This is a genomic window from Stenotrophomonas sp. S41 (assembly GCF_016624625.1).
GTDB lineage: Bacteria > Pseudomonadota > Gammaproteobacteria > Xanthomonadales > Xanthomonadaceae > Stenotrophomonas.
In genome coordinates this window covers 1-11,079 of sequence record NZ_JACVTV010000132.1, presented here as the reverse complement: position 1 = coordinate 11,079, position 11,079 = coordinate 1, and the positions used below count along the sequence as shown (strand labels likewise).

The window sequence follows — 11,079 nt, the reverse complement described above, 5'->3', positions numbered from 1 at the left end:
GGGGCAGGGTGGAGGAACAGCCCGCGGCGGCAAGGGCAGCGGCTGCACCTTACAGTAAAGGAGAATCATTTGCATCAATGACAGCCTCGGGGCCGGCCCTCAGCGGCCCCGCTTGCCGGTTTTCAGAGGGGCTTGTACTGGATCTGCGCCGCCAGTACACGCAGGCCGTCGGCGCCGCTGGAGAGGATGCGTTCCTCGCCCACGCCCTTCAGGCGCTGCAGCTGGAAGCCGTCTTCGATGGGCAGGCGCGCGGCGAGGGCGTTCAGATGCTGCAGGGCTCCCGGGCCCTCGCAGTCGAACTGGCCCCAGTACTGACCGTGGCGATGGATGGTCAGGCGGTAATGCATCAGGGGTTCTCCGGCAGGTGCTGCAGCCACTGCGCGAACATGGCGTTGGCTGCAGCGGCCAGCGGCGCGCCGTAGCGGCGGGCCTGCGCGCGCAGGTCGTTGGGATCGATGCCGGCCTGGGCCAGCTCCAGGGTGTGGCCGATCAGCCAGCGCTCGAACTGGCGTGCATCCAGTTCCGGATGGCATTGCAGCGCGAGGGCATGGTGGCCGACAGCGAAGGCCTGGTGGCGGCAGGCCGGCGTGCTCGCCAGGCGCCGCGCACCGTCGGGCAGCTCGAAGGCTTCGCCATGCCAGTGCAGCACCGGGATGCCCTGCAGGGCCTGCAACGGCGAGTGCTGGCCGTCTTCGGTGAGCAGCAGCGGCGCGAAGCCGATTTCCTTGCCGCCACTGGCCGCGACCGTGGCGCCAAGGGCGCGCGCCATCAGCTGCGCGCCCAGGCAGATGCCCAGCGTCGGCCGCTGCTGCTGCAGGCGGTGTTGCAGCAGCGCGATGCTGTCGGCCAGGAAAGGATAGAGGGCCGTGTCATTGACGCTGATCGGGCCGCCGAGCACCACCAGCAGGTCGGCCGCTTCGGCGGGCTGCAGCGGATCGACGCCGGCCTGCAGGACCTGCACGGTCCAGCCCTGCGCGAGCATCAGCGGCTGCAGCGTGCCCAGGTCCTCGAAGGCAACGTGCTGCAGCACCACGGCATGCTTGCCGGCAGCGGGCGTCATGCCGGTTCCCCGGCGCTGGGCCAGTAGAAACTGTCCGGCGTCGCGCGCGCGCCGAAGATCGCCTGGCCGACACGGACCACGGTGGCGCCTTCTTCGATGGCGACCTCGAAATCGCCGGACATGCCCATCGACAGTTCTGACAGGTCGATGCCCACCGGCGCGGTGTGCTGCAGCTGGTCGCGCAGTTCGCGCAGGCGCACGAAGCAGGCGCGCACGCGTTCGACGTCGGTGGTGAAGATCGCCAGGGTCATCAGCCCGCGCACGCGCAGGCGGTCGAAGGTGGGCAGCTGCTGTACGAAGGCTGCAACGGCGTCCGGTTCCAGGCCGTACTTGCTGGGTTCGGCCGAGGTGTTGACCTGCACGAACACGTCCAGCGTACGGTCTTCCAACTGCAGCCGCTGCTGCAGGGCCTCGGCCACGCGCAGGCTGTCCAGTGCCTGGAATTCGCTGGCGAGGCGGGCGACATGGCGGGCCTTGTTGGTCTGCAGGTGGCCGATGACCGACCAGTGCACGCCGAGGTCGGCCATGGCTTCGGCCTTGCGCTGGGCTTCCTGCACCTTGTTCTCGCCCAGTTCGTGGCAACCGGCAGCCACGGCCATGCGGATGCGCGCCTCGTCGACGGTCTTGCTGACCGGCAGCAGGCGCACGCTGGCCGGGTCGCGGCCGGCACGGGTGCAGGCATCGGCGATGCGTTGGCGCACGGTGACCAGGTTGGCAGCGATCTGTTCGACGGACTGGGCGACGGGCCAGTCGGCGGCGGCTAGGGGCATGGGGGACCTCCGGTGCGGGGTGGCCAGGGTGGGATACACTGGCACAGGACAAGGCTTAGTTTGGCATAGGACAAAATGAAAATCACCGGGCGTAGTGCCGAGGCCATTTTCGACAGCATCCGTGAGGGCATTGGCAACGGCCAGCTGGCCGCGGGCAGCGTGCTGCCGCCGGTGCGGGAGCTGGCCGAGCGGCTGGGGGTGAACCGGAATACCGTGGCGGCCGCCTACAAGCGCCTGGACGGTGCCGGCCTGGCCATCACCGGCGGCCGCCGTGGCACGGTGGTGCGCGGGCCGGCGCAGGCCATGGCCCGCGAGGGCAGCGCGCCGGGCCTGGCCCTGCATGACCTGGCCGGGGGCAATCCGGACCCACGGCTTTTTCCCACGCTGCGCGTGCAGGCGGCGGCCCCGCGGCTGTACGGCGCGGAGACGGTGGATGTGCGCATGCAGCGGCTGGCGCGCGCCTCGCTGGACCCGCATTGCCCGGCCGGCTATGCGCTGGAGCTGACTCATGGGGCGGTGGATGGCATCGAGCGCCTGCTGGCGGCGTGGTTGCTGCCGGGTGACCGCATCGCGATCGAGGATCCGTGCTTCCTCGGCAGCCTCAACGTGCTGGCCGCGGGCGGGCACGCGGTGCTGCCGGTGGCGGTGGATGCGCACGGCATGCAGGTGGAGGCGCTGCGTGCAGCGCTGGAGGCCGGTGCGCGGGCGGTGCTGCTGACCCCGCGTGCGCACAACCCCACCGGCGCCAGCCTGGATGCGAAGCGGGCGCGGGCGCTGCGGCAGCTGCTGGCCGGTTACCCGCAGGTGGCCGTGTTGATCGACGATCACTACGCGCTGCTTTCTCAGCAGCCCTACCATTCAGTGCTGCCGGACGATGGCCGGCGCTGGGCGCTGCTGCGGTCGCTGTCCAAGGCGCTGGGGCCGGACCTGCGGCTGGCGTGGCTGGGCTGCGATGCTGCCACTGCCAGCGTGCTGCGCCTGCGTCTGGCGGCCGGCACCGGCTGGGTCAGCCACCTGCTGCAGGATGCGGCCAGCGCGGTGCTGGAGTCGGCGCCGCAACGGGCAAAGATCACCGCAGCGGGCGAGCGTTACCAGCAGCGCCTGCAGTCATTGCAGGAACTGCTGCGCGCGCGCGGGCTGCAGACGCCGCTGCCGATGGAGGGCTTGAACCTGTGGCTGCCGCTGTCGGGTGACAGCCACGCGCAGGTACTGGCGCTGGCGGCACGCGGCTGGCATGTGCGTGGTGGTGAGGTATTTGCGGTGGCGGCGCCGGCGCATGGGCTGCGCATTACCTGTGCGGCGTTGGGGGCGGCGGAGCTGCGCAGGCTGGCCGATGATCTGCTGGCGGTGTGCGGTGGGTAGCGTCGAGCTTGCTCGACTGCTTCGTCTGGATTGTAGAGTCGAGCCATGCTCGACTGGTTTCTGCCAACAGAAGTCGAGCATGGCTCGACTCTACAGAACGATCAGGGCGCGGCGTTGGCGCCCGGTCGTACGTAGTAGGTCTGGCCGGTGTCATCCAGGAACACCAGTTCCGGCTTGCCCTGCCATGAGGTGAGCATGGCGCCGGTGTTGTTCTGGTGCCGCACCATCAGGCTCGCGCCGCGATCAGGGTTGGCCACGACCTTGAAGACTTCGGTGGTGCCGCTGGCATCGTCCAGGGTCAGCAGGGCTTCGCCACCGCGGTCGCTGGTGCCGTAGCCGCCGCGTTCGGAGCCATCGGGGCCGAGCAGGATCATGCCTGAGAGTGCGGTGGCACGCGGGCCCTGCGGTTTGCCCTTGCTGAGCGGATCGGGCACGGGAGCGCCGAGGATGACGCGGGCCTGGCCCTTGTCATCGTGGATGACCAGGCCGCGGGCTTCGATCACCCGTTGCGGTGACTGGCTGTGGTGCAGGTTCCAGGCGTTCCAGCCGGAAACGAGCAGGGCGAGGGTCGACACCCCCAGGGTGGTCAGCATCAGTGCGCGGGCCATCGTTCGTCCTTCCTTGGATGTACCGACGATAGCGGATGCAAAAGCGGATGGGTAGGGCCGCGCGGTCAATGGAAATCGCGGCTGTGGCTGCGCAGGCCCTGCAGCAGTTCATCCAGGCACAGCATGCGCTGCACGATCACATGCTGTACACCATCGACGCGTTCGAGGCGGCCGTCGATCTGCATCAGCTGGGTATCGACCAGTACGCGGTGCTGGCGGTCGGCCACGTGCCGCCAGACCACGGCATTGACCATGCCGGTCTCGTCTTCCAGGGTGAGGAAGGTGACGCCGCTGGCGGTCTGCGGGCGCTGGCGCATGCGTACCAGGCCGGCGATGCGCACGCGGCGTCCATGGCCGTGGCCTGCCAGTTGTACGGCGTCGAGGCAGCCACGGGTACGCAACTGCGCGCGCAGGAAACTGATCGGATGGCGGCCGAGCGTGGTGCCGGTGCTGCGGTAATCGGCCTGCATGTCCTCCCACGCGCTGGGCAGCGGCAGGGCCACGCGGGCCTCGGTGGTGGCGCGGGCCTGGTCGAACAGCGGCAGCCGGTTTTCCACGCCGGAAATATCCCAGCGCGCACGATGGCGGTGGCCGCTCAGCCCACGCAGCGCACCGGCATCGGCCAGCAGGCCCTGCTGGCGCCGGTCCAGCCCGGTGCGCTGGCAGAGATCGCCGACATCGTCGAACGAGCGGCGCGCGCGTTCGCGCATCAGTGCCTGCACTGCCGTTTCGCTGCAGCCATCGATCAGGCGCAGGCCGAGCCGGATTGCCGCTGCGCCCTTGCTGAAATCCAGGCTGCAGTCCCAGTCGCTGTGGCGCACGTCCACCGGCAATACCGTGATGCCATGACGGCGCGCATCCTGCAGCAGCTGGTCGGGGCTGTAGAAACCCAGCGGCTGGCTGTTGATCAGGCTTGCGGTGAACGCGGCCGGGTAGTGGCACTTCAGCCAGCAGCTGGCGTAGGTGAGCAGGGCGAAGCTGGCCGCATGGCTCTCGGGGAAGCCATAGCTGCCGAAGCCCTTGATCTGCTCGAACAGGCGTTCGCCGAATTCCAGGCTGTAGCCGCGGTCGAGCATGCCGGTCAACAGCTTTTCGCGATGTGGCTCCAGCCCGCCATGGCGTTTCCACGCGGCCATCGAGCGACGCAGTGCATCGGCTTCGCCGGCACTGTAGCCGGCGGCATCCACCGCCAGCTGCATCACCTGTTCCTGGAACAGCGGCACGCCCAGGGTACGTGCGAACACGCGCTCCAGCTGGGGTGGATAGAGCGGGTTGTCCGGATCGTTCAGTGCCTCGGGGCCCTGTTCGCGCAGGATCCGCCGGCGCTCCAGGTAGGGGTGCACCATGTCGCCCTGGATCGGACCCGGGCGCACGATCGCCACTTCGATCACCAGATCGTAGAAGGTGCGCGGCTGCATGCGTGGCAGCATCGCCATCTGCGCGCGCGATTCGATCTGGAACACGCCGATGGTTTCGGCGGCGCAGATCATGTCGTAGGTCGGGCCATCCTCGTCTGGAATCGCATCCATGCGCCCTTCGTGCAGGCCGTGCTGCTGCAGCATGGCCAGGCACTTGCGGATGGCGGTGAGCATGCCCAGCGCCAGGCAGTCGACCTTCATCAGGCCGGTGGCATCGAGGTCGTCCTTGTCCCACTGGATGACGGTGCGCCCGGCCATGGCAGCGTTCTCCACCGGTACCAGGGTGGACAGCGGGTGTTCGGAAATCACGAAACCACCCGGGTGCTGCGACAGGTGGCGGGGAAAGTCGATCAGCTCTTCGGTGAGTGACAGCAGGCGCCGCATCAGCGGCGTGTCCGGATCGAAGCCGCGTTCGCGCAGCGTGTCCGGCAGCGGGATGTTGCCGCCCCAGTGGTCCATCGCCGCACCCAGCTCATTCACCTGGTCCATCGGCAGGCCGAGCGCGCGGGCGACATCACGGATCGCGCTGCGGCCGCGGTAGCTGATCGCCACGGCGGTGAGCGCGGCGCGCTCGCGGCCATAGCGGTTGAACACGTACTGCAGCACTTCCTCGCGGCGCTCGTGCTCGAAATCGATGTCGATGTCCGGTGGCTCGTCGCGCTCATCGGAAATGAAACGCTCGAACAGCAGGTTGCTGCGCGCCGGGTCGATCTCGGTGACGCCGAGCACGAAGCACACCGCCGAATTGGCCGCCGAGCCACGCCCCTGGCAGAGGATCTGCTGGCTGCGCGCGAAGCGCACGATGTCCTGCACGGTGAGGAAGTAGGAGGCGTAGTTCTTCTTGGCGATCAACGCCAGCTCGTGTTCGATCTGCGCGCGCTGCGCCGGCTGGATGCCCCTGGGCCAGCGCTCGGGAATGCCTTCCTCCACCAGTTCGCGCAGCCAGCTGTCCGGCGTCTGCCCGTCGGGCACCAGCTCCCGTGGATAGGTGTACTGCAGCTGGTCCAGGGTGAAGTGGCAGCGCTCGGCAATGCGCAGGGTCTCGGCCAGCAGCCCGGGCGGATACAGCTGGGCGAGCGCGCTGCGCGGGCGCAGGTGGCGTTCGCCGTTGGGAAACAGCCGCCAACCGGCTTCGGCCACGCTGCAGCGGTGGCGGATCGCGGTCAGCGTGTCCTGCAGGGCGCGACGGCGGCGCACATGCATGTGCACGTCACCGCTGGCCACCAGCGGCAATGCGTGGCGCTCGCCGAAGGCCTGCAGCTGCAGCAGGCGTCGCACGTCGTCGTGTTCGTGGTGCAGTTCCACCGCCAGCCACAGGCGGTCGCTGAAGGCGCTGCGCAGCAGCTGCAGGTGGCTGGCATCGGGCTGGCGGTCCAGCCACAGGCACAGCAGGCCCTCGGCCAGGCCGTGCAGATCCTCGCGAAGGCAGCGGTATTCGCCCTTGCCCGCGCGCCGCCGGCAGGTGGTGATCAGCTGGCACAGGCCGGCATAGGCGTCCTGGTCGGTACACAGCAGGGCGATCTTCGGCCCGTCCTCGACCTGGAATTCGGCACCGATGACCAGCGCCACGCCGTGCGTCTTCGCTGCCTGCCAGGCACGCACGATGCCGGCCAGCGAGCACTCATCGGTGATCGCCAGGGCGCGGTAGCCCTGGCCGGCGGCACGCGCGAACAGTTCATCGGCGGTGGACGCGCCGCGCTGGAAACTGAAGGCCGACAGGCAGTGCAGTTCGGCATAGGCAGGGGCGGTGGCGGTCATGGCGCTTCAACCGAACCAGCCGTGCAGCATCCACGGCGCATGCGGATCGTTGCGCGGGCGGAAGGCCCAGCCGCGCTGGCCGTGCGCGGTTTCCACCACGTAGTAATCGCGGCGCGCGTCGGCCTGGTCCCACCAGCCCGATTCGATCCGTTCCGGCCCGGCGACGATGCGCAGGCGTGGGTCACGCAGCGGCTGCGGCGTGTCCAGCAGCCAGCCGGGGCGCAGCGGCCAGTACGCGGGGGGCTTGGCCGCCGGCTGGGTGCCGCTGGCACATTCGGGGCGATGGTCGGCCTGCACCGCCAGCGGCTGCACGGCGTCATCGCCGAGGCGTGCGCGCAGGCGCTCGCGCAGCTGGGTCCACGGCATCGCCTGTGCCGGGCGGGTGTCGAACAGATCGCGCGCGGCCGGTACGAACGGCGGCAGGTGTTCGGCCTGCAGGCGCAGCGCCCGGCTGCCGGCGGGCAGGGCGAAGGCTTCCATGCGGTTGCGGGCGATCTCGAACAGCAGCGCGGCATCGCGCTCGGGGGCCAGCAGGCCGATGGTCAGCACGCTGGCCGGCAGCAGGTCGTGTTCGAAATACAGGTCGAAGCGCTGCACGCCGCCATCGCGCGAACAGAGGAAGGCGGCCAGATCCAGCAGCAGGCGGCGCAGCGGGAACAGCAGGGCCTGGCTGGATTCGATCTCGTACTCGAATTCGATGCGCGCATCGAAGCGGTCCGGGGGCTGGTAATAGCGCAATGGCGGCGCCGGCAGGCCGCGCAGTGCATCCAGCTGCTGCAGCACGTCGGGGGCGAAGCGCCGGGCCAGGCTGTCGCGTGGCAGGTCGAGCGCGGCGCCCAGCGTGCGCAGGCCGGAGCGGCCGAGCACGGTGACTGCTTCGGCGGGCAGGCCGCAGCGCGACAAGGGCAGCTGCGCGAGCAGCGCCGGCAGCTGCTGCATGTCGACGCCGAGGCCGTCGTGCACGTTGGCCAGCACGCGTGCGGCATGCGGGGTGGGCGCGGCCACCAGGCGGTGGCGGAAGCCCAGCTCGTGCAGGCCATCACGCAGGCGTTTCTCGATCTTCAGCCAGTCACCGAACAGGGCACGGCTGGCGCCGATTTCCAGCACCAGCGCATGGGGGAAATCGAGGCTGACCTGCGAGCTGTAGGCATAGGCCCAGCTGGCCAGCAGCTGGCGGGTGTGCTGCTCGGCGCTGGGGTCGTAGTCGTGCAGCTGCATGTCCTGCACCAGCACCTGTGCGGCCGACAGCAGCATGCCCGGGCGCAGGCCGGCCGCGCGCGCCGCCGGGCTGACCGCACGCAGCACGCGGCGCTGCGCCGGCCCCTGCAGCAGCACCAGCGGCCGCTGCGGGTCCGGCTGCAGGCGCAGCACGCTGTCCAGCGCCAGCTGCGGCAACAACAGGCAGGCCCAATGCATGGCGCGGCCTCAGTGGGCGATGGCCAGCGGCAGCGGTTGCGCCGGTGGCAGGCCGCCGCGGCACTTCAGCACCCGCACCTGGCCGTGGTCGAGCTGCAGGCGCAGGCTGGCCGGGGAGGGATTGCGTGCGGCGCGCACGTCGCGGAACACGAAGCCCAGGCACTGGCCGCTGTCAGCGGCGACCTGCAGGCGGCGCAGCGAACGGTCATCGGCCTGCTGCGGCTGCGGCCAGCACAGTACCGCGGCACAGGCCGCCGAGCGCAGGCATTGTTCGGCCGCCCACAGGGCCTGTTTCGGCGCGGCCTGGATGATCTGCAGCTGGGCCAGGTCGAGGCCGGCCGCGGCCCAGGCCGGGGCGTGCGGACGGTAGGGCGGGGCGACCAGCACGATCGGCCGGTCGCGCTGGCTCAACCTGGCCAGTGCCGGCCAGACCAGGGCCAGCTCACCCACCCCGGGGGCATCCTGCAGCACCTCGCACAGGCCGCTGGCCGGCCAGCCGCCGCCGGGCAGGCGGGCATCCAGCGCCGGGTGGCCGCTGGCCAGGTGGTCGCTGGCCGGCCCGGTGCGCGCCGGGCCACGCCACAGCTGGCGGCCGTCCAGCAGACGGTCGAGCGCGACGACGGCCCCCATCAGCCGGTCCTCCAGGGGAGGCGCCGGTCAGGCGGGAAGCGGCAGGAATGGGCGGAAACGGCGGGCATGGAGCGAGTATCGACGGGTCGGGATCAGGGGCTGAGACCGACATGCTACTCGCCTTGTGAGTAGAATTACTAATGAAATTGGCGGGCTGGCCGGTAGATCCACGCCATGCGTGGATGGGGTCATCGTGAATGGGGTCGGAGCCCTTTCTGCGAAAGGGATCCGACCCCGTCGGCCTGCGCGTTGCGCCGTTTGTTCAATCCCGGCCGGGGGTGCGGGGGCCACCCTGCGGGCCCCTCATTCATGGCCTGCCGATGAAACGCTGGATCCTCCGCCTGTACGCCCCGTTGTTCCTGTCTGGCTTCGTTGCCGCCGCCATCGCCTGGGTCGGCCATTGCCATGGCGACCCGCTGTGGCTGCTGCCCCTGCTGGCCGTCGCCATCGGCGTTTCCTTCGTGGCCGAACGCCTCTGGCCCTACGACCCGGCGTTCAACCACGACCACGGCGATCGCCTGCGCGACACCCTGCACGCCGTGGTCAACGAAGGCCTGAACCTGCTGTCGATCGCGGCCGTCCCGCTGCTGGCGGCGATCATTCCGTGGCAGGCGTGGCCGCAGCAGTGGCCGTTCGCGCTGCAGGTGCTGGTGGCCATCATCGCCGCCGATCTCGGCATCACCCTGGTGCACTACGCCAGCCATCGCATCGGCTGGCTGTGGCGGCTGCACGCGGTGCATCACAGCGTGACCCGCATGTACGGCTTCAACGGCCTGATGAAGCACCCGCTGCACCAGGCCGCCGAGGCGGTGGGTGGCGTGCTGCCGTTGCTGCTGCTGGGCCTGCCGTTGCCGGTGGCGGCGGTGCTGGCCTTCGCCATCGCCATCCAGCTGCTGCTGCAGCATTCCAACGTGGACATGCGGCCGGGCGTGCTCGGCCGGGTGATGGCCTGGGCGCCGCTGCACCGTTTCCACCACATGCGCTACGGCACCGCTGGCGACGTCAACTTCGGCCTGTTCCTGACCGTCTGGGACCGCCTGCTGGGCACGGCCTTCGATGCGCCGGACTATCGCCTGGGGACGCGTGACCTCGGTATCGGCAGCCAGCCGGAGTATCCGCGCGACTATGCGGGGCAGTTGCTGGCACCGTTCCGCGCGCTGCCCCATGGGCCGGTGCCCGAGGTGCCCGAAGGGCTGCGCCGCCGCCGTTGAGTGCGCCTCAGGCAGTGCGCAGCTGCAGGCCCTGCAGTTGCGCCGCACCGATGCCGAACATGCGGCGCAGGCTGCGCGACAGATGGGCCAGATCGGCGAAGCCGGCGGCATGCGCGCTGTCGGTCAGGCTGTGTCCGTGCAGGTGATGCGCCAGGGCGATGCGCAGCCGCTGCCACAGCACCCAGCCACGCAGGGTCACGGCGAGATCGGACTGGAAGCGCCGGTGCAGCTGGCTGGTGGACAGGTGCGCGGCGCCGGCGATGTCCACGGCCGGCACCGGGCCGGGCAGGTGCTGGGCGATGCGTTTCAGCGCCACCTGCACGCGGCGGTCCAGCGGCTGCGCACGGCTCAGCTGCGGCAGGCGTTGCTGCAGGGCGGTGATGTCGGTGGGCAGCGTGGGCAGCTGCTGCTGGATCTGTTCGAGATCAGCGTGGGCCGGTTCCAGGAACAGGGTGCAGCCGTCCTGTGGCGCCGAGAGGATGGCGTGCGGCACGAAGGACGGCAGCCACAGGCGCTGGCCCTGCTGTGCCACGCCGTCGATCTCCACCTTCCAGGCCGCGCCATCGCTGAGCAGCAGCTGGTGGGCGTAGTGCGCGTGCGTGCCGCTGCCACCGGCATGGCCCTGCAGCAGGGCGGCGTGTGCATCCAGCAGCAGGGTGCCAGTCCAGGGCAGGGCGGGGTGGGGCATGCGGGTAGTGTAGATCCACGCCATGCGTGGATGGATCTCCATCGGAATTGAATCCATGCAGATCCGACCCCCGGGGGGGCCCCCCGGGGGGGCCCCCCCGACCCCCCCCAACGCGGGCGCGGCCCCCCCGCTCCAGGCGTTCAAGCAGGGTGTCATAG

10 protein-coding genes are annotated in these 11,079 nt (G+C 70.1%); 2 read left to right on the top strand and 8 right to left on the bottom strand.

Annotated elements, in window-relative coordinates; all coding sequences use genetic code 11:
* Positions 1 to 122 precede the first annotated feature (122 nt).
* The 3 genes from IAE56_RS19015 to IAE56_RS19005 are packed head-to-tail and all read right to left on the bottom strand — an operon-like array spanning position 123 to position 1,830.
* On the bottom strand, positions 123 to 347 hold the full coding sequence (locus tag IAE56_RS19015; protein ID WP_200753605.1) for a hypothetical protein: 225 nt from the start codon (positions 345 to 347) through the stop codon (positions 123 to 125).
* Positions 347 to 1,060 (bottom strand): glutamine amidotransferase, encoded by a 714-nt coding sequence (locus tag IAE56_RS19010; RefSeq protein ID WP_200753604.1) that lies wholly within the window; start codon positions 1,058 to 1,060, stop codon positions 347 to 349. Before IAE56_RS19010 ends, IAE56_RS19015 begins: the two co-directional genes overlap by 1 nt.
* Positions 1,057 to 1,830 carry a YggS family pyridoxal phosphate-dependent enzyme gene (locus IAE56_RS19005; protein WP_200753603.1) on the bottom strand — a complete coding sequence of 258 codons (774 nt, stop codon included), beginning with the start codon at positions 1,828 to 1,830 and terminating at the stop codon, positions 1,057 to 1,059. The genes IAE56_RS19010 and IAE56_RS19005 overlap by 4 nt, the downstream gene beginning before the upstream one ends.
* A gap of 75 nt (positions 1,831 to 1,905) precedes the next feature.
* On the opposite strand from IAE56_RS19005, the gene ptsJ reads away from it, so the two are divergent.
* Positions 1,906 to 3,192 (top strand): transcriptional regulator PtsJ, encoded by a 1,287-nt coding sequence (ptsJ, locus tag IAE56_RS19000; RefSeq protein WP_200753602.1) that lies wholly within the window; start codon positions 1,906 to 1,908, stop codon positions 3,190 to 3,192.
* Between the two features lie 101 nt (positions 3,193 to 3,293).
* Here ptsJ and IAE56_RS18995 read toward each other — a convergent pair whose 3' ends face one another.
* The 4 genes from IAE56_RS18995 to imuA all read right to left on the bottom strand — a co-directional run bounded on the left by IAE56_RS18995 (position 3,294) and on the right by imuA (position 9,022).
* Positions 3,294 to 3,800 (bottom strand): hypothetical protein, encoded by a 507-nt coding sequence (locus IAE56_RS18995; RefSeq protein WP_200753601.1) that lies wholly within the window; start codon positions 3,798 to 3,800, stop codon positions 3,294 to 3,296.
* Between the two features lie 65 nt (positions 3,801 to 3,865).
* Positions 3,866 to 6,976: an error-prone DNA polymerase gene (locus IAE56_RS18990; RefSeq protein WP_200753600.1), complete on the bottom strand. Its 3,111-nt coding sequence runs from the start codon at positions 6,974 to 6,976 to the stop codon at positions 3,866 to 3,868.
* Between the two features lie 6 nt (positions 6,977 to 6,982).
* The gene (locus tag IAE56_RS18985; protein ID WP_108769138.1) at positions 6,983 to 8,392 is read right to left on the bottom strand and encodes a DNA polymerase Y family protein; all 1,410 of its coding nucleotides are present in this window, start codon (positions 8,390 to 8,392) and stop codon (positions 6,983 to 6,985) included.
* 9 nt (positions 8,393 to 8,401) lie between these two features.
* Entirely contained in the window at positions 8,402 to 9,022 is a 621-nt protein-coding gene (imuA, locus tag IAE56_RS18980) for a translesion DNA synthesis-associated protein ImuA (protein ID WP_108769137.1), read from the bottom strand.
* A gap of 320 nt (positions 9,023 to 9,342) precedes the next feature.
* On the opposite strand from imuA, the gene IAE56_RS18975 reads away from it, so the two are divergent.
* Positions 9,343 to 10,233, top strand: a complete 891-nt coding sequence (locus tag IAE56_RS18975; protein WP_200753599.1) for a sterol desaturase family protein — start codon at positions 9,343 to 9,345, stop codon at positions 10,231 to 10,233.
* 7 nt (positions 10,234 to 10,240) lie between these two features.
* On the opposite strand, the gene IAE56_RS18970 is transcribed toward IAE56_RS18975, so the two are convergent.
* On the bottom strand, positions 10,241 to 10,945 hold the full coding sequence (locus tag IAE56_RS18970; RefSeq protein WP_200753606.1) for an AraC family transcriptional regulator: 705 nt from the start codon (positions 10,943 to 10,945) through the stop codon (positions 10,241 to 10,243).
* Positions 10,946 to 11,079 lie beyond the last annotated feature (134 nt).